We start from the raw sequence: 17,018 nt of genomic DNA, 5'->3' as shown, positions 1-17,018 counted from the left end.
TTATGTACTGGTGCGCGAATGGATCCCCGTTTCGACATCCCCCAAGGGCAGACTCGTCCTCGCCGCGGTCAGGGAGTTCGGGGCGCGCCCCTTCGAGGAGGTGACGGTCGCCGACCTCGCGGCGGCGGCCGAGGTCACCACGGGCGCGCTCTACCACCACTTCGGCAGCAAGCTCGGCCTGTACGCCTTCGTCCGCGACGACGTCGAACGGCGGCTGCTTGACCGGATGGAAGGCGCGATGGCGGCCACCGCCAGTTCGGCGACCGGCGCCGGCCGCTCGGCCGCGGTGACCTCGGCCATGCTCGTCGGACTGGACTTCGCCGTGCGCGAGGGCTTCCTGCGCATCCTGGGCGATGCCCCCCCGGGCGCCGGCCCCGACCGCCTGGCCGGCGTGCTCGCCCACGGCGCGGCCCCGCCCGCGCCGGTGCTCGGCACGGTGCTGGCGGCGGCCTGGCGCGCGGCGCTGACGGCGATCGCCGGCGGCGCGCCGCCCGAACAGGCCCGCGCCGCCATCGCGGCGCTCCGCCTGCAGGCGCCGGACGGTGACCAGCGGCGGCGCGGGCTCAGCGGGAGATCACTTTGAGCAGCGCGCGGCCGGTCAGGTACCGGCGGGCCTGCTCGGCCGGCAGCTCTTTGGCGGCCGGGACGAACGCCGCCGAGCCGCCCGCCACATGCGGGGTGATCAGCACGCCGGGGGCCGACCACAGCGGATGACCCGCCGGCAGCGGCTCCGGATCGGTGACGTCCAGCGCCGCGCGCAGCCGCCCCGTGCCCACCTCGCGCGTCAGGGCCTCGGTGTCCAGCGTGGCGCCGCGGCCGATGTTGACCACCAGGGCGTCATCGGGCAGCGCCGCCAGGTGCGCGGCGCCGATCAAATGCCGGGTTTCGGGGGTCTCGCAGCACGGCCACCAGGATGTCTGCGGCGGGCAGCAGCGTCGCCAGGTCGGCGGCGGCGTGCACCGCCTCGGCGGGACGAGCCCGGCGGGCCACCCGCACCGTCTCGGCCCGGCAGGCCCGCAGCCGTACCTCCAGCGCCGCGCCGATCGAGCCGTACCCGGCCGGCACCACCCGCGCCCCGGCCGGCGAACGGGTACGGCGCGGCGCCCAGCGCCGGTCGCGCTGGTCGGCGCTCCAGCGGGGGATGTCGCGCTGCGCGGCCAAGATGAGCGCCAGGGCGTGCTCGGCCGCGCTGTCGTCGTGCAGGCCGCGCCCCCCGCACAACACCACGCCGGGCGCCGGCAGCGGCAGCGGTTTCTCCACGCCCGCGCTGAGGGTCTGCACCACGCGCAGCGCGGGCATGGCCGCCATCGCCCGGCGCGGGGCCTCGCCCTTGCCGTAGGGCATGGCGTAGAAGGTGACGGCGGCCAGATCGGGCGGCGGCGGGCCCTCACCGTCCCAAAGGCCGATGCCGGCATCGGGGAATTCGGCGCGGATCCGCTCGGCCACGTCCGGGTAGGGCAGCAGCAGCACGGGCCTCAGCCCCGGGAGGTGATCTGCTGCACGGCCCACTGGTTGCCGTCAGGGTCGGCGAAGTAGACGAAACCGGCGTGGTCGAGATCATCGCCGGGCCGGGCCGGGCGAAAGCCGGTGGGGTCGGCGAACTGGACCTCGCCGACGTCCACGCCGCGCGCGGCCAGCTCCTCGCGGGCCGCGCGGACGTCGCCGACGACGAGCTGCAGGCCCTGCAGGGAGCCGGGTGTCATCGCCGTCATGCCGGTGCCGATCACGACGGAGCACGCCGAGCCGGGCGGGGTGAGCTGGACCACGCGAGTGCCGCCGGACCCGGCGACGTCGTGGTCGCAGGTGAAACCGGCCTGCCCGGTGTAGAAGGCCTTGGCGCGCTCCACGTCCGACACCGGGACGACGACGACTTCAAGGGTCCAGTTCACCGAATCCCACCCATTTCATAACCGAACGGATTAATAACTGTCCGGTTTTCTATCGAGGCGGGGCGGGCCGTGTCAAGTGCACGCGGGGCCGCTCCCGGGTCAGCGGGCGGCCAGGGCCTCGGTCGGCGACAGCCGCGAGGCGCGGATCGCCGGATACAGCCCCGCCAGGCTGCCGATCGCCAGCGTGGCCGCCAGCCCCCCGGCCACCGCCCAGCCCGGCACCACCACCGGCAGCCCCGCCGGCAGCGCGTAACCGGCGGTGACCACCGCGCCGAGCATCGCCCCGGCCGCCCCGCCCAGCGCCGAAAGCAGCAGCGACTCGGTCAGGAACTGCGTGCGGACCTGGCCGCGGGTGGCCCCCAGCGAGCGGCGCAGGCCGATCTCGCCGCGCCGCTCCAGCACCGAGATGACCATCGTGTTGGCCACGCCGACCCCGCCGACCAGCAGCGCCACCGCGCCCAGGCCGAGCAGCAGCCCGGTGAAGGCCTCATCGGCGGCCTGTTTGGCGGCGAGGGCGTCGGAGGGGCGGGAGACCTCGACCTCGTTGGGGTCCTGCGGGTTGGCCGTGGCGCCCAGCACCGCGCGGACCGCCTCGACCTGCGAGATGCGCGAGCGGGTGTAGACGGTCGTGGCATGCCCGTCGAAGCCGAGTTCGCGCTCGGCGGCCCGCCAGCCGACCAGGGCGGCGGTGTCGAGTTCGGGGGCCAGCGGCGCGGGCCGCAGTACGCCGATGACGGTGAACCACCGGCCGCCGATGAGGACCTGCACGTCCGGCCCGGCCCGGCCGATGCCCAGCCGTTCGGCGGCCAGCGCCCCCAGCACGGTGGCCGGGTAGGCGCCGGTGGCGTCGTTCAGCCAGGCGCCGCTGCCCAGCCGTGCCCCGACCGCGCCCAGCAGGTTGGTGCGCGCCGCGTAGGCGGCCAGCCCGTTGGTCTGCACCGGCGGGATCTTCCCCGTCCGGTACACCTTGGCCTGCTCGACCATGCCGACCGCCGAGACGGCCTGGACGGGGGCGATCCGCCCCACCATGGCCTCGGCCTGCAACGGCAGTTCGGCCTGCGCGCCGGTGAAGGTGGTGCCCGGGGCGACGGTCAGCAGATTGGTGCCCAGCGAGGCCAGCGTGCGGTCCAGTTCGGCGCGGGAGGAGGAGGTGATGCCGACGACCGCGACCATGGCGGCGATGCCGATGGCGATGCCCAGCGCCGACAGCAGCGCCCGCGTGGGGCGGGTGCGCAGCCCGGCCGCGCCGACCTTCAGCACGTCACCGGGCCACATCCGCGCCGGGCGCGGCGGCGCGGCGCTCACCGGCCCGCCTCCGCGGCCAGGCCCGCCGGACGCCCCGAAGCGTCCCCGGGGTGGGCGGAGTCGGAGATCACGCGGCCGTCGCGCATGGCGATCCGGCGGGGCAGCGCCGCGGCGATCTCCCGGTCGTGCGTGATGATCACCACGGTGGTGCCGGCGGCGTGCAGGCCGCGCAGCAGTTCCATCACCGCCGCCCCCGAGGCCGAGTCCAGGTTGCCGGTCGGCTCATCGGCCAGCAGCAGCGGCGGCTCCCCGGCGACCGCGCGGGCCACCGCGACCCGCTGGCGTTCCCCGCCCGACATCTGGTGCGGCTTGTGGTCCATCCGGTGGGCCAGCCCGACCCGGCGCAGCGCGGCCGCGGCGCGGCGGCGGCGTTCCGCCGCGCGCAGCCCGCAGTACAGCAGCCCGTCGGCGACGTTGTCCAGCGCCGCCGCGCCGGGCGCCAGATGGAACTGCTGGAAGACGAAGCCGATCCGTCCCGCCCGCAGCGCCGACAACCCGGCGTCCGACAGCTCGGCCACGTCGTGGCCGTCGATGCGGACCGTGCCGGAGGTGGGCCGGTCCAAGGTGCCCAGCACGTTGAGCATGGTGGACTTGCCCGACCCCGAAGGGCCCACGATGGCCACCAGTTCCCCGCGCCCGATGCGCAGGCTCACCCCCGCCAGAGCCGCCACCCCGCCCGGGTAGACCTTGGTGACGCCGGCCAGGGCGATCATTTGGGCATCCCCACGATCGTGCCCTCGGCGACGCCGGCACCGGAGACCTCCACCCGCCCGGCGGCGAACAGGCCGGTGCGCACCGGCACATGACGGGAGGTGCCGCCGGAGACGACCTCCAGCCCGAACCCGCCCTCGGCCAGCGCGACCAGCGCGGCCACCGGCACGGTCAGCACGTCCTTGCGCCGCCCGGCGGTGAACGCCACGTCCACCGCGGCCAGCGCGTAGTCCTCGGTGGCCCGCTGGGCCTTCTTGCCGGGCAGCGAGACGGTCACCTCCACGCTGGTGGCCGGTTCGGCGTCCTGGCCGGAGCCGGGGGTGATGACGGTTGCGACCTCGGTGATGCGGCCGGTGACGGTGTCCTCGTCGGGCAGGGTGATGGTGACCTTGCCGCCCTTCTTCGCCAGCCGCTGGTCGGCGGGGTCCAGGCGGACGGTGACGGCCCTTTCGGTGCCGGTGTAGGAAAGGACCTTGCCGCCGGGGCGGGCCGGTTCGCCCTCACCGGCCTGCACGGCGTCGATCCGTACCGCGCCGGGGGCGAAGACGACCTGGCCGAGTTCGACGACGCCGGTCTCGGGCAGGCCGAGATCCTCCTGCCAGTCCCGTACGGCCTCGGCGGTGTCGTAGGTGAACTCGTCGTCGACGGTGAACCCGTCATGGCCGAGGGCGTCCAGGTTCTTCTCCAGCTGGCGCACGTCCCGGCCCTCGATGCCCGGCTCCATGCGGCGGTAGGCGGGCAGCGCCCCGTACAGCAGCGTCACCGGCGCGTCGTCCACCTTGAACAGCGGCTTGCCGCGGCCGACGCGGTCGCCGGTGCCGGGCAGGCGGGTGATGGTGCCGCCGGTGCGGGCGCTCACCGACGTGGACGGGCCATAACCGAGTTCCCCGTCGGCGGTGGTGGTGTCGGTGAGGGTCTGCCGGGTGACCTCGGCGGTGGCCGGCGGCAACGGCGGCGGCGTGCCGTCCTTGCCGGGCGCGCCCGTGGCCTGCAGGGTGAGCGCCGCGGCGGTGGCCCCGCCGGCGGCGACGACCACGACCGCGGCGGCGATCACCACCCGCCGGGCCCGCCGCCCCCGCGGGCGCTCATCGCTTTCGGCGGGGGCCGGGTGGCGCGTGGCGGTGCCGTGGCCCATCAGCGTCCACCGGTCCCTGATCCGCCGCCGGGGCCCGGCATGATGTCCTGGCAGGCCTTCTGGGCGGCCTCCAGATCGGGGTCCTTGGCGACCTCCCCGGTGATCATGATGCCGCGCTGGCCCGGCTTGGGGTCGGGAAAGGCCTCCACCCCGTTCTCGCGCATGCACGCCGCGAACGCCCGGCCGCGTTTCTCGGCCTCCGGGTCGGGCGCGCCGGTGGCGTTGGCCTGCGGGTTGTACTGCCGGCAGGCCTCCATCGCCTTGTCGGTCTTGGCCTTGTCGCCTTGGGTGAACTTCAGCCGGATGCCCTGCCCGGGCTTGGGGTCCTCCATGTCCACGCCGTTCTCCCGCATGCACTGGGCGAACTTCACGCCCATCTCATCGGGGCTCAGGCTCGGGCGCGTGCTGGCCGCGCCGCCGGTGGCACCGGCCGCGCCGGCCACACCCGGCTCCTGCCCGCCGCCGCCGCACCCGCCGAGCAGCACGGCCATGGCCAGGGCGAACGGCGCCGCCACCAGCGTGCCGCGGATCGACCTGCGCATCTCCTCGCCTCCTCACTGATCAGGCCGGAGATTCCGGCCGGTCGGCAGCCGATGCAACAGCAGACGGCGTTTCCCCGGCGTTTCCTCCGGCGCCGGGCCGCCCGGGGGGGTTCGTTTAACGCAGACCACACGCGCGGTGGGCGAGCATGGTCGCCGGTGGATGCGGGCCGGCGAAGGGACGATCATGCGGGTGCTGGTGGTGGAGGACGAGCAGCGGCTCGCCCGGGCGATCGCCGAATGGCTGCGGCAGGAGACCCACGCGGTGGACATCGCCCACGACGGGGCCGCCGCCCAGGAGCGGCTCGCCGTCAACGACTACGACGTCGTGGTACTGGATCGCGACCTGCCCGCCGTGCACGGCGACCAGGTGTGCGCCGACCTGGTGGCCACCGGCGCCGGGACACGGGTGCTGATGCTCACCGCCGCCGCCGAGATCACCGACCGGGTCGCCGGGCTGTCGCTGGGCGCCGATGACTACCTGTCCAAGCCGTTCGCGTTCGCCGAACTGGCCGCGCGGGTCCAGGCCCTGGGACGCCGCTCCCGCCCGGCCGCGCCGCCGGTGCTGCGCCGCTCGGGCATCACGTTGGACCCCGCCAGGCGCGAGGTGTTCCGCGGCGAGCGGTACGTGCCGCTGTCGAACAAGGAGTTCGCGGTGCTGGCCGAACTGCTGCGCGCCCAGGGCGCCGCGATCTCCGCCGAACACCTGCTGGAAAAGGCGTGGGACGAGTACGCCGACCCGTTCACCGGCGCCGTCCGCCTGACGGTGTTCAAGTTACGCCGCAAACTCGGCGACCCGCCGGTCGTGCAGACCCTGCCCGGCGTCGGCTACCGCATCCCATGACCCCAGATCCCATGAGCCCAGATCCCGTGAGTGCCGCCCGCGGGCCGCGCCGCGTCACCTTGCAGGCCCGGCTGACGCTGATCTACGGCGGGCTGTTCCTCGTGGCCGGGCTGGTGCTGCTGGGCGCCACGTACGCGCTGTTCAGCCAGCAGATCACCCGCACCGGGGCCAAGGTGCTGGCCCGCACCGAGATCCCGCCCGGCACCGGCGGCACCGGCGGCACCGGCGGCAAGGACGCCGCCGCCGACCAGAGCTGGCGGCTGACGGTCAACGGCACGCCGATGGACCCCGGACTGGCCGAGAAGTGGATGAGGGACCAGCAGGCCACGCTGCACAAGGCGGCGACGACCTCGCTGCTGACCTTCGGCGCCTCGGCGCTGCTGGTGGTCGGCGGGGCCGCCGCCGGGTTCGGATGGCTGGTGGCCGGGCGGGTACTGGCCCCGCTGCACCGGGTGACCGACACCGCCCGCCGCATCGCGGCCGCCCCCGCCGCCGACCGCGGCCTGCACGAACGGATCGCGCTGCGCGGCCCCGACGACGAGGTCAAGGGCCTGGCCGACGCCTTCGACACGATGGTGGAACGGCTGGACCGCTCCTTCGACGGGCAGCGCCGGTTCGTCGCCAACGCCTCCCACGAACTGCGCACCCCCCTCACGCTGGGCCGGGCCCTGGTGGAGCTGGCCATGCACCGCCCGGCGGCGTGCGAGCACGTCACGACGCTCGGCGAGGACCTGCTGCAGATCAATTCGCGGCATGAGCGGCTGATCACCGGGCTGCTGGTGCTGGCCGGTTCCGAACGGGAGATCGTCGAGCGGCTTCCGGTGGACCTGGCCGACGTGGTCGGCCATGTGGCCGCGCAGATCGAGGTGGAGGCCAAGGAGGCCGGGGTCACCGTGCGGGAACGGGCGGGCGAGGCGCCCACCGCGGGCGACGCCCTGCTGCTGGAACGACTGGTGCACAACCTGGTGGAGAACGGCATCCGGCACAACCTGCCCGGCGGCGGATGGGTGCGGGTGGCCAGCCGCACCCGCGCCGACGGCCTGGTGGAGGTGGAGGTCGCCAACACCGGCCCGGTGGTGCCCGCCTATGAGGTGCCCTCGCTGTTCGAGCCGTTTCGCCGCCTGCCCGGCGACCGGGTGGTCACCGCCAAGGGCGCCGGGCTGGGCCTGTCGATCGTGCGGTCGGTGGCCCGCGCCCACGACGGCGACGCCGTGGTACGGCCCCGCCCCGGCGGCGGGCTGGTGGTCACGGTGACGTTGCCGCACTCACCGCACGGCCCGCCGCCCGCCGGACAGCCCGGCGAGTGAAGGGGGTCACTCGCCGGTGGCGCCGTCGATGCGTTCGCGCAGCAGGTCGGCGTGGCCGTTGTGCCGGGCGTACTCCTCGATCATGTGGACCAGCACCCACCGGTGGGACACCGGCTCCCCGTGCCGCATGACCTTGCCCAGCGCGTCCAGCGGCAGCGCCGCCGAGATGGCGCGGGCCTGCTCGATCTCGGCCTGCCAGATGGCGAACGCCTCCTCGGGGGAGGCGTCGGCGGCCTCGTCGAAGTCGTCGTCGCCGGGGTGCAGCCGCGGGACGTCCTGGCCGTCCAGGATGATGCGGAACCAGACCCGCTCCACGTGGGCCATGTGCCGGACCAGGCCGAGCAGCGACAGGGTGGAGGGCGGCGCGGACTGCTCGGCCAGGCGATGCGGCGGCAGGCCCGCGCACTTGACGGCCAGGGTCTGGCGGTGCCACTCCAGCCAGGAGCCGAGCATGGCGCGCTCATCGTTGACGAACGGCGGATCGATCCGAGGGTCGCTCATGAACCCAGCATGGTATAGGCGGCGGGCCTATAGTGGATCTTTTAAGCCGGTCGCCCGGGCCAGGCCCGGGGCGCCTCCATCGAAAGGCGGGACCCCTCGCGATGCCGGACGCCGCACAGCACGACCGGCCCGAACCGGACCTGCGGACCGACCGGCCGCACCCGGCGCGGGTCTATGACCACATCATCGGCGGCAGCACCAACTTCGCCGCCGACCGGCAGACCGCGGCGGCCGCGCTGGCGACCTGGCCGGGGCTGCGCACCTCGATGCTCGCCAACCGGGCCTGCATGCGGCGCATGGCCCGCCACCTGGCCGGGCTGGGGATGCGGCAGTTCCTCGACATCGGCGCGGGCATCCCCGCCTCCCCCAACCTGCACGAGGTGGTCCAGCAGGCCGCGCCCGAGGCGCGGGTCCTGTACGTCGACAACGACCCGATCGTGCTGGCCCATGCCCGCCCGCTGCTGTCCGGCGCCGCCGACGGCCGCACCGCCTACGTCCAGGCCGACATGCGCTCCCCCGCCGGGCTGTGGCAGGCCCCCGAGCTGCGCCGGACGCTGGACCTGGACCGGCCGGTGGCGCTCATGGTGATCGCGATGCTGCAGTTCGTGGACGACGCCCAGGGCCTGGTGGAGGCGCTGCTCGCGCCGCTGGCGCCCGGCAGCCACCTGGCCATCACCATCCCCACCGCCGACCTGGCGCCCGAGTCGCGGCACCTGGCGCAGGAGTACACCCGCGGCGGCATCCCCATGTACCTGCGCGGCCGCGCGGAGGTGGAGCGCCTGTTCACCGGCCTGGAGCTGCTGGAGCCCGGCGTGGTCCCGATGCCCCGCTGGCACCCCGCGCCCGGCGAGCCGCCGCTGCCCGACACCGCGACCAACATGTACGCCGCGGCCGCCCGCAAACCCTAGCGGCGGGTCAGGGGCCGGTCAGGGGCGGGGCCACATGGTGTGGAGCCGGTCGGCGGTGTGCCGGTAGGCCGCCTCCTGCGCCGGCGTCAGCGTCACATCGGCGCCGGGGCCCGCGGCGGCCAGGCGTTCACGCAGCACGATCGACTCGGCGGTGTCGGCAAGGTCCAGCAGCCCGCTGAAGCGGGCCGCGGCCGCCGCCAGGTCGCCCGCGGGCGGCCCGTCCGGCGGCAGCGCCGCGCCGACCGGGGCATGCCCCGCGCCCAGCACGGCGGCCGCCGCCGAGAGCGTCACCACGTCCACCGGGTCGATGTCGACCAGCCGCAGCGGGAGGTGCTCGACCCGCCCGCCCGCGCCGTACAACCGGCCCGCGGCAGACCCGCCCTGGGTGGGGGCCACCGCCCGCCACAGCCGCCGCAGCGCGCCGAGCGCCGCGCCGGCCGCCAGCGGCCCCGGCAGCTCCGTCCCCCGGCGTTCGGCCGCGCGCAGGGACAGCATGGCGCGCTCCAGCATGGCCGCCGCGCGGGCCAGGTCCTCGCCCAAGTCCGGGACCAGCACGACGCGAAAACCCGGGCCGTTCACCTCAGCGCCCCGTCCCGCCGCCGAAACCGGGGAAAAGGCCGGGAATGGGCCGGGGAAAGGGCCGCGCCACAAGCGGTCACGGGGGTGTGCGTCACGGGCATGACGATACGCCGGTGCGCCCCTAGCCGTCCCACCGCATAACGGAAGAAGCCCGGCGAACCATCACTATTTCCCGAGCGACGAAATATTCAACTATTTCGTAAAGGTCGGCCGATAATGTGCGCTCCATTCTCCGAAAGGCCATTACCGATGCGTGAACTCCAGGTGTCCACGGCGGTCAAGCTACCCCGAAACCGGGAAGTGTCACATGGGCCGAAGCGAAGGAGAAACGCCGATGCGGCGCACCGCAGTGCTCGACGTGGGCGCGCACAGCGCCGCGCTGACCGTGGTGCGCCGCCCCCCGCGCGGCGCCCGGCCGCCACGGACGCGCGATGCGGCCGACCCCGGCCTGTGGGAGATCGTGGCCACCCGCAAGGTACGGCTCAAGCTGAACCGCATGCTCACCGACGACGGCCGGCTCAGCGAGCGAGGCGTGGCCAGCGTCCAGCGGGCCGTGGCCCGCGCCCTCAAGGCGGCCCCCGCCCGCCGCCCCCCGCTCGCGTTCGCCACCTCGGTGATCCGGGACGCCCCCAACCGCGAGGAGATCATCGCCAGGGTCGCCGCCGCCACCGGCACCCGGCTGCAGGTCCTGCCCGCCTTGGAGGAGGCCAGGCTCGCCTACGTCGCCGCCCGCCGCTGGAGCGGCGCCACCGGCAGGCCGCTGCTGGTCCTGGACATCGGCGGCGGCACCGTCGAGATCGCCTACGGCACCGGCCACCAGCCGCTGCTGGCCATGTGCCTGCCACTGGGCGCCCGCCAGGTCACCCGCCGCTGGCTGCCCGAGGGCGCCGCGTCCGCCCGCCGCCTGCGCCAGGTGCGTGAGGAGCTGCGCCGCGCCCTGGCCGAGCCGCCCGGCCTGCCCGCCGTCGCCCCCGGCACCCGCGTACTGGCCTGCTCCAAGACCTTCGCCCAGCTCGCCCGCCTGGCCCGCACCGGCGGCGGCACCCGCCTGGACCTGCCCGGGCTGCGCGCCGCGGCCGGCCTGCTGGCCACGACCAAGGTCTCCCGCCGCGGCGAACTGCCCGGCATCAGCCGCCACCGCGCCGAGCAGTCACTGGCCGGCGCTCTGGTCGCCGAGGCCCTCATGAACGCCTGCCGGGCCCGCGAGGTCGAGATCTGCCCATGGTCGACCCGGGAAGGACTACTGCTGGAACACCTCGGCCTGCACCACCTGTAAATCCCGCCGTGACCGGCGGATAAGCGAGGCCGGCGCGGCTTGAGAAAGACGAAATTGTCAAGGCTGGTATTCCAGCGATTCAGATATCTGACTTTTTAGGTAGTTGCCCGAGGGCTGTTCGCCGTGAATGTGTGGAGATGTCACAGTCGTCATCCAGCGACGACTCAACGCCCGCGAAAGAGTGATTACATGTACACGTCCCAGCCCTTCACGCAGATCTACGCCGCACCATCGTCCTGCCGCCCGCCGAACACCCCCTGTGGGAGCGCGTGCTGCAGTCCCGCCCAGGCCTGCATCTCCATAGGCGGAATCGGCATCTGCGTGTGAGGCCGAAGTGATCCGATGGGGCCGGCGGGTCACGCTCGCCGGCCTTTCCGGTGGCGGGGCGGTACTGGCCCGCACCGATGTCGCTGTGGGGGCCTACCTGAACGCCGCCGCGCTGCGCTGGCTGAAGCAGATCATCGGCTCGCCATCGCCCCGCGGGGCGTTCTCACCGGCGCAGCGGTCGTGCCTGCGGGCATGGGCGTCGTTCGGGCTGGTCGAGGTGGACGGCGAACTGGCCAGGCAGTTGCTGACCCCCGGCCCGGAGGAGACGGAGGCGCGGCAGGCGGAGCCGGCCGCCGCCTCGCCCGGTGCCCTGATCGAAGCGGCGGCCGCCCTCCCGCCGACCGGCGCACCGGTGCTGGCGGTCGGAGTAGGCCCAGGGTGCATGTTCTGCGAGCAGTTGGCCGCCGATTTGACCGCCGCCGTCGCCGGCGGCCACCGCCCCGGCGTGGGCGTGGTGCTGTCCGGCGACGGCCACGACCGGGTGTTCGGGCCGGTGCCCGCGCACGCCGTCGCCGGCCTCGCCGCGCTGGCGCGGGCGTCGATACCGCGGGGCACACCCAGCGGCGTGCTGCTGCGGCCCGGCGCCGAACCGAGGCCGGTCATCGGCTATGACCAGGTGACGGCCGTCCTGACCCACCCGGAAGACCCCGACGATGACCAGGTCGTCGTACAGGGCCCCAGTTCCTGCTCGGTGAACGTCACCTCCGGCGCCGGCACCAGGGTGTGGCCGGTACGCGCCGGGCGGCGGATCGTCGGCGTCGGCGCGCGCGGCGCCGCGGCGGCGGAGCTGACCGGCTGGCTGGACGAGCGCGGCACCGGCGGATACGCGCCGATCACGCTCACGGTGGAGCGCCCCAAGAACCTGTACCTCGTCTACAACGGGGGAGGAATGATCGCCCGATTACGCTCGACCGCCGACACCGTGCGGTGCCTGGAAACCGTCCTGGACGCCTACGCGGCGCAGGGAGCCGGGCGCGACGACGAGGCCGACGTGTCCTGCGGGGCGCTGTGGAACCCCGACCACGGGGTCGTCCTGGTCCCCAACCCATGGACATCGGAACTGACCAAGAGATCAACACGGCTGGGACAGGCGGGATGGCGGCTGTGCCCCGCCCCTTACGTCCGGCTCAGCGCCCACCCCGACCGGGCATGGGCACACGTGCATCCCCTGCCCGACGGGCCGCGGACGGCTCCCGTGGCCTTCCGGGCCGAACCGCCACCGGAGGCCGCACCAGGAGAACCGATCCGCATCCCCGGCGGAGAGGAACGGGCCGCGCAACTGGTGTGCTGGGCGGCGCGGCCGATCACCGAGCCGCAACTGCACGCCCTGGCCGCCACCGCCGGCCGCATCCCGACCCGGACCCTCACCCTGGACGGGCTCATCACCGAACTGACCCGGCCATGATCCCCGCTGCGATCCCTGCCATGATCTCCAGGGTGATGGCAGGCGCCCGATGACCGTGAACGGCGCCACCGACGCGACCGGCGAGCAGGACCCTCCCGCGCACGGGCTACGGGACCTGCTGCGCGCGGTCGCGTTCGCCACGAGGCTGAACTGGCGATCGGGCCGGCTGCTGACGATCGTCACGGTGGGCGCCCAACTGCTCGCCGCGGTACTGCTGGCGGCCGGCGTACTGGCCGCCGCCCAGTGGTTCGAGATCCTGCTCGCCGCCCTGCAAGGCCGCGTCCCCGTCGGCGAGGCCGTACGCACCGGCCTGCCGTTCCTGACGATCCTGGCGGTACGTGCCATCGCCGCCCAGGGCGGGCAACTGGCCGCCGCCAGGCTCGGCGGCCGGGTCGGCGTCGCGGCCCAGGCCCAGGTACTGGCCGCCGCCGCCCGCACCCGGCTGATCGCCTTCCAGGACCCGCGGCTGTTCGACCGGCTGCACCGCGCCAACCTCGGCGCAGCCCAGGCCGACACCCTGGCCCAGCAGGCCGCCGGCATCATCAGCGCCGCCATGTCGATCGCCGCGGCCGCCGGCGCGGTCGTCACGCTGTCCCCGCTCATGGCCCTGCTGATCCCCGCCAGCCTCGCCCCGCAGATCATCACCGAGGTCATCAACATCCGCTACCGCTACCGCGCCACCGCCGCGCTGGTCCCCGATCAACGCCGCGCCGACTACCTGCACGGACTTCAGGTGATGCCGGCCAGCGCCAAGGAACTGCGCGCCTACCAGGCCACCGGATGGCTCGCCGACCGCTGGCGGCCCCTGGCCACCCACCTGGCCGACGCCCAATGGCGCATCGGGCTGCGCGTCCAGCTCCGCGACATGGCCGCCCGCGCGGTGTCCACCGTCCTGTTCTTCGCCGTCGTGGCGGCCGGCATCGCCTTCATGGGCCCGACCGCCGGCGCCGCCACCGCCGCCATCTACGCGTTGCTGCACCTGCGCGGCCAGACGGCGGCACTGATCACCATGTCCTCCACCCTGCAGGCGTCCGGAATGTTTTTGGCCGACCTGGCCGCCCTCGCCGCCGACCGCAGCACCGCCGAACCGCAGGGCGGCGCCGCCCCCGAGCCGCTGCGCACGCTGCGGCTGCGCGCGGCCGGATTCCGCTACCCGGGAGCCGGCGCCGACGCCCTCACCGGCATCGACCTGGACCTGCACGCCGGGCAGGTCGTCGCACTCGTCGGCGAGAACGGCTCGGGCAAGACCACCCTGGCGATGCTGGTGGCCGCCCTGTACCGGCCCACGTGCGGGACCATCACCTGGAACGACGCCGACACCGCCACCCTGGACCCCCACCAGGTCCGCGCCCGGATCGCCTGGGCCTTCCAGGACTTCACCCGCTACGCCTTCACCCTGAGCGACAACATCACCCTGGGCCCCGACGGCGACCCCGCAAGGCTTCGCCAGGCCACCGCGGCCGGGCGGCTCCAGACGATGCTCCAGACCCTTCCGCACGGCCTTGCCACCCTGCTGAACCGCCAGTACGGCGGGCAGGTGGACCTGTCGGGCGGGCAGTGGCAGCGCCTGGCCATCGCCCGCGCCTTCTACCGCCGCCCCGACCTGCTCATTCTCGACGAACCGACCGCCGCGCTCGACCCGGCCGCCGAACAGCACCTGTTCCGCACCCTGGCCCGCCACCATTCCGGCACCGTCCTGCTGATCACCCACCGCATCCACAGCGTCACCTTCGCCGACCACATCTACGTCCTGCACCAGGGCCGCATCGCCGAACACGGCACCCACGAGCAACTGATCGCCGCCAACGGCCACTACACGCGCATGTACGACACCGGGGCCGGTGACTAGGCGGAGCGGCCCGGGCGGACCAGGCCGGTCTCATAGGCCACCACCACGGCCTGGGCCCGGTCCCGCAGCCCCAGTTTGCCGAAGATCCGCTTGATGTGGGTCTTGACGGTGGCCTCGCTGAGCGTCAGCGTCGCGGCCAGTTCGGCGTTGGAAAGGCCCCGCCCCACCAGCGTCAACACCTCCACCTCGCGCGGGGTCAGGGCGGCCAGGTCGGGATGGGCGCCCGCGGCCGCGCCCGGCAGCCGGTCGCCGCGGGCGAACCGCTCCACCAGCCGCCGGGTGATCGAGGGCGCCAGCAGCGCGTCACCGGTGCCGACCAGCCGCACGGCGGCCGCCAGATGCTCGGCCGTCACGTCCTTGACCAGGAACCCGCTCGCGCCCAGCGACAGCGCCGCATACCGGGCCGTTCGGGCAGGTCGTCGCCGACTTCCCGCGCACCACCGACATCCCCGAGGCCGAAGGGCCGCTCACCATCGCCGGCCGCGCCGATCCCGGCGGCCCCGTCGACCGGGTGCCCGTCCTTTACGGGCGGTGGGCCGCCGCGCCCGGCGAGATCGTGCTGAACCTGCCCGCCGCCGAGGGCCCGCGCCGGCGCGAGGCGCTGGGCGCGCGGCTGACAGCCCCCGGCCTGCCGCCGCTGAGGGTGGTCGGGCTGGCCTCCAGCATGAGCCGCTCGGCCGACGCCTGGGTGACGCCCGCGCAGATGGCCGCGCTGCGCCCGCGCGCGATGCAGATGCTCTACCGGTTCGACCGGGCCCGGACCGGGCCCGAACTGCGCGCCGCGATGGCCGCCGTGAGCGCCGCCCTGCCCGCGGGGGCGCTCACCGCCGCCCAGACCCACCTGGCGCTGCGCCAGGCGTTCGCCGACATCGCCGACGCCTACCTGCCGCTGCTGACGGTGTTCGGCGTGCTGGCCCTGCTGGTCGCGGTGCTCATCGTGGCGGGCGTGGTCAGCGGGGCGGTGGTGTCCGGGCTGCGGCACATCGGCGTGCTCAAGGCCATCGGGTTCACCCCCCGGCAGGTGGTGGCGGTGTACCTGACGATGGTGTCGCTGCCGGCGGCCATCGGCGCCGCCCTGGGCGCCGCGGCCGGTGCCGCGCTGGCCGGGCCCGTGCTGCGGGCCGCCTTCCAGGGGGTGGACGCCGGGGTCGCCGAGATCGGGTTCGGCGGCTGGGTGCCGGGGGTGTGCCTTTCGGGGATGCCGCTGCTGGTCGCGGCGGCGGCGCTGGTACCGGCGCTGCGCGCGCGGCGGCTTTCGGCCGCGGCGGCGATCAGCGCGGGCAGCGCCCCCCGCCCCGGCCGCGGGCTGCGCGTCCAGCGGGCCCTCGGCGGGGCGCGGCTGCCGCGCGCGGTCAGCCTCGGGCTGGGCCTGCCGTTCGCCCGCCCCGGCCGTACCGCGATGACCATGGCGGCCATCGTCGTCGGCCTGACCAGCGTCACCCTCACCACCGGGCTGGCCGCCACCATGGCCGCGTTCGCCGCCGCCGACCGGGCCCCCGCCGGGCAGGTCGGCGTACGGGCCGGGGAGGCCGCCTTAAAGGAGAAGGCCCCCCGCCTGGACGACCGGCGCATCGAGGCGCTGCTGCGCTCCCTGCCGGGCGTGCGGCAGGTCACCGCCAAGGTGTTCCGGCAGGTGCGGATGGCCGGGCAGCCCCGGCGTGGCGACATCAACTTCCAGCGCGGCGACACCTCGCCGCTGGCCGCCCAGGTCGTGCACGGACGCTGGTTCGACGGCCCCGGCCAGATCGTCGCCGGACCGGCGTTCCTGAACCAGCGCGGGCTCGCCGTCGGCGACCGGGTCACCCTGTTGCTGAACGGCCGCAGCGCCCAGGCGATGATCGTCGGCCGGCTGATGAGCGGCGACGCCCGGTTCGCCTGGGCCTCCTGGGACACCCTGACCGCCCTGGACCCCGCCGCGCGCGCCGACACCTACGAGGTACGGCTGGCCCCCGGCACCGACCCCCGCCGCTACGCCGACGCCGTCAGGGCCGCCGACCCCGGCCTGTACCCCTCCTTCAGCCTGGAGGGGGCAACGGCGCGGCGACCGTCGTCGGCGTGGCGGGCGTGTTCACCGTGCTGCTGATCGGCGTGGCGGCGCTGGGGGTGTTCAACACCGTGCTGCTCACCACCCGCGAACGCCGCCGCGACCTGGGCGTGCTCAAGTCGATCGGGATGACCCCCCGCCAGGTCACGGTGATGACCGTGACGTCGGTCGCGGCCCAGGGCGCGGCCGGGGCGCTGATCGCGATCCCCGCCGGGATGCTCGCCCACCGGCTGGTCGTGGACAACGTGGGGATCGTGGAGTTCCCCGAGGCGATGAAGGACGTCTTCCAGCCCTCCCACCTGGCGGGCGTGGTGATCGCGGTACTGGGCGCGCTGGCCCCGGCCCGTTCGGCGGCCCGGCTCACCGTCGCGGCGGTACTGCACGGCGAATGAGCCCGGG

Annotated in this window: 17 protein-coding genes and 1 pseudogene; 9 read left to right on the top strand and 9 right to left on the bottom strand. The window is 74.7% G+C overall.

Going from position 1 to position 17,018, the window contains the following annotated elements; all coding sequences use genetic code 11:
- Nucleotides 1-10: 10 nt before the first annotated feature.
- Nucleotides 11-583 carry a TetR/AcrR family transcriptional regulator gene (locus DP939_RS16360; RefSeq protein WP_113981576.1) on the top strand — a complete coding sequence of 191 codons (573 nt, stop codon included), beginning with the start codon at nucleotides 11-13 and terminating at the stop codon, nucleotides 581-583.
- On the opposite strand, the pseudogene DP939_RS16355 reads toward DP939_RS16360, so the two are convergent.
- From DP939_RS16355 to DP939_RS16330, 6 genes and pseudogenes are all read right to left on the bottom strand, one after another.
- Nucleotides 564-1,299 (bottom strand): annotated as a pseudogene (locus tag DP939_RS16355) (NAD(P)-dependent oxidoreductase). The gene DP939_RS16360 and the pseudogene DP939_RS16355 sit on opposite strands and share 20 nt — an antisense overlap.
- Before the next feature lie 176 nt (nucleotides 1,300-1,475).
- Nucleotides 1,476-1,889: a VOC family protein gene (locus DP939_RS16350; RefSeq protein ID WP_113981575.1), complete on the bottom strand. Its 414-nt coding sequence runs from the start codon at nucleotides 1,887-1,889 to the stop codon at nucleotides 1,476-1,478.
- 99 nt (nucleotides 1,890-1,988) lie between these two features.
- Nucleotides 1,989-3,164 (bottom strand): ABC transporter permease, encoded by a 1,176-nt coding sequence (locus tag DP939_RS16345; protein ID WP_113981852.1) that lies wholly within the window; start codon nucleotides 3,162-3,164, stop codon nucleotides 1,989-1,991.
- A 26-nt stretch (nucleotides 3,165-3,190) separates the two neighbouring features.
- Entirely contained in the window at nucleotides 3,191-3,907 is a 717-nt protein-coding gene (locus DP939_RS16340; protein WP_113981574.1) for an ABC transporter ATP-binding protein, read from the bottom strand.
- The gene (locus DP939_RS16335) at nucleotides 3,904-5,040 is read right to left on the bottom strand and encodes an efflux RND transporter periplasmic adaptor subunit (protein WP_113981573.1); all 1,137 of its coding nucleotides are present in this window, start codon (nucleotides 5,038-5,040) and stop codon (nucleotides 3,904-3,906) included. Before DP939_RS16335 ends, DP939_RS16340 begins: the two co-directional genes overlap by 4 nt.
- Complete coding sequence (locus DP939_RS16330; RefSeq protein WP_113981572.1) at nucleotides 5,040-5,582, bottom strand: hypothetical protein; 543 nt, start codon at nucleotides 5,580-5,582, stop codon at nucleotides 5,040-5,042. The genes DP939_RS16335 and DP939_RS16330 overlap by 1 nt, the downstream gene beginning before the upstream one ends.
- 184 nt (nucleotides 5,583-5,766) lie before the next feature.
- On the opposite strand from DP939_RS16330, the gene DP939_RS16325 reads away from it, so the two are divergent.
- Nucleotides 5,767-6,423 (top strand): response regulator transcription factor, encoded by a 657-nt coding sequence (locus DP939_RS16325; protein ID WP_113981851.1) that lies wholly within the window; start codon nucleotides 5,767-5,769, stop codon nucleotides 6,421-6,423.
- A 26-nt stretch (nucleotides 6,424-6,449) separates the two neighbouring features.
- Nucleotides 6,450-7,730, top strand: a complete 1,281-nt coding sequence (locus DP939_RS16320) for a sensor histidine kinase (protein WP_225878286.1) — start codon at nucleotides 6,450-6,452, stop codon at nucleotides 7,728-7,730.
- A 6-nt stretch (nucleotides 7,731-7,736) separates the two neighbouring features.
- Here the strand turns inward: DP939_RS16320 and DP939_RS16315 are convergent, their stop codons facing one another.
- Entirely contained in the window at nucleotides 7,737-8,231 is a 495-nt protein-coding gene (locus DP939_RS16315; RefSeq protein WP_113981570.1) for a DinB family protein, read from the bottom strand.
- A 101-nt stretch (nucleotides 8,232-8,332) separates the two neighbouring features.
- Here DP939_RS16315 and DP939_RS16310 point away from each other — a divergent pair, with 101 nt between their 5' ends.
- On the top strand, nucleotides 8,333-9,139 hold the full coding sequence (locus DP939_RS16310) for an SAM-dependent methyltransferase (RefSeq protein ID WP_113981569.1): 807 nt from the start codon (nucleotides 8,333-8,335) through the stop codon (nucleotides 9,137-9,139).
- A gap of 18 nt (nucleotides 9,140-9,157) precedes the next feature.
- On the opposite strand, the gene DP939_RS16305 is transcribed toward DP939_RS16310, so the two are convergent.
- Nucleotides 9,158-9,718, bottom strand: a complete 561-nt coding sequence (locus DP939_RS16305) for a LuxR family transcriptional regulator (RefSeq protein WP_147268016.1) — start codon at nucleotides 9,716-9,718, stop codon at nucleotides 9,158-9,160.
- Between the two features lie 334 nt (nucleotides 9,719-10,052).
- Between DP939_RS16305 and DP939_RS16300 the strand changes: the two genes are divergently transcribed.
- The 3 genes from DP939_RS16300 to DP939_RS16290 all read left to right on the top strand — a co-directional run bounded on the left by DP939_RS16300 (nucleotide 10,053) and on the right by DP939_RS16290 (nucleotide 14,575).
- Nucleotides 10,053-10,994: a Ppx/GppA phosphatase family protein gene (locus DP939_RS16300; RefSeq protein WP_113981567.1), complete on the top strand. Its 942-nt coding sequence runs from the start codon at nucleotides 10,053-10,055 to the stop codon at nucleotides 10,992-10,994.
- Between the two features lie 334 nt (nucleotides 10,995-11,328).
- The gene (locus DP939_RS16295; protein ID WP_113981566.1) at nucleotides 11,329-12,726 is read left to right on the top strand and encodes a hypothetical protein; all 1,398 of its coding nucleotides are present in this window, start codon (nucleotides 11,329-11,331) and stop codon (nucleotides 12,724-12,726) included.
- A 49-nt stretch (nucleotides 12,727-12,775) separates the two neighbouring features.
- Nucleotides 12,776-14,575 (top strand): ATP-binding cassette domain-containing protein, encoded by a 1,800-nt coding sequence (locus DP939_RS16290; protein ID WP_113981565.1) that lies wholly within the window; start codon nucleotides 12,776-12,778, stop codon nucleotides 14,573-14,575.
- Here DP939_RS16290 and DP939_RS16285 read toward each other — a convergent pair.
- Entirely contained in the window at nucleotides 14,572-14,928 is a 357-nt protein-coding gene (locus DP939_RS16285; RefSeq protein ID WP_318656288.1) for a response regulator transcription factor, read from the bottom strand. The two genes, DP939_RS16290 and DP939_RS16285, sit on opposite strands and share 4 nt — an antisense overlap.
- A gap of 158 nt (nucleotides 14,929-15,086) precedes the next feature.
- On the opposite strand from DP939_RS16285, the gene DP939_RS16280 reads away from it, so the two are divergent.
- Both DP939_RS16280 and DP939_RS16275 read left to right on the top strand, forming a co-directional pair.
- Complete coding sequence (locus DP939_RS16280; RefSeq protein WP_113981564.1) at nucleotides 15,087-16,658, top strand: ABC transporter permease; 1,572 nt, start codon at nucleotides 15,087-15,089, stop codon at nucleotides 16,656-16,658.
- Nucleotides 16,631-17,011 (top strand): ABC transporter permease, encoded by a 381-nt coding sequence (locus DP939_RS16275; protein WP_199565204.1) that lies wholly within the window; start codon nucleotides 16,631-16,633, stop codon nucleotides 17,009-17,011. Before DP939_RS16280 ends, DP939_RS16275 begins: the two co-directional genes overlap by 28 nt.
- The last annotated feature ends 7 nt before the right edge of the window (nucleotides 17,012-17,018 follow it).

It is taken from the genome of Spongiactinospora rosea, assembly GCF_003315795.1.
GTDB lineage: Bacteria > Actinomycetota > Actinomycetes > Streptosporangiales > Streptosporangiaceae > Spongiactinospora > Spongiactinospora rosea.
Note: the sequence above shows the minus strand (reverse complement) of the source record. Positions and strands in the feature narration are given on the sequence as shown.

Excerpts from the sequence above, each read along its gene's own strand:
- DP939_RS16330 (WP_113981572.1), bottom strand. The coding sequence starts at position 5,582 with ATGCGCAGGTCGATCCGCGGCACGCTGGTGGCGGCGCCGTTCGCCCTG.
- DP939_RS16345 (WP_113981852.1), bottom strand. The coding sequence starts at position 3,164 with ATGTGGCCCGGTGACGTGCTGAAGGTCGGCGCGGCCGGGCTGCGCACC.
- DP939_RS16340 (WP_113981574.1), bottom strand. The coding sequence starts at position 3,907 with ATGATCGCCCTGGCCGGCGTCACCAAGGTCTACCCGGGCGGGGTGGCG.
- DP939_RS16300 (WP_113981567.1), top strand. The coding sequence starts at position 10,053 with ATGCGGCGCACCGCAGTGCTCGACGTGGGCGCGCACAGCGCCGCGCTG.
- DP939_RS16290 (WP_113981565.1), top strand. The coding sequence starts at position 12,776 with ATGACCGTGAACGGCGCCACCGACGCGACCGGCGAGCAGGACCCTCCC.
- DP939_RS16335 (WP_113981573.1), bottom strand. The coding sequence starts at position 5,040 with ATGGGCCACGGCACCGCCACGCGCCACCCGGCCCCCGCCGAAAGCGAT.
- DP939_RS16310 (WP_113981569.1), top strand. The coding sequence starts at position 8,333 with ATGCCGGACGCCGCACAGCACGACCGGCCCGAACCGGACCTGCGGACC.
- DP939_RS16325 (WP_113981851.1), top strand. The coding sequence starts at position 5,767 with ATGCGGGTGCTGGTGGTGGAGGACGAGCAGCGGCTCGCCCGGGCGATC.
- DP939_RS16315 (WP_113981570.1), bottom strand. The coding sequence starts at position 8,231 with ATGAGCGACCCTCGGATCGATCCGCCGTTCGTCAACGATGAGCGCGCC.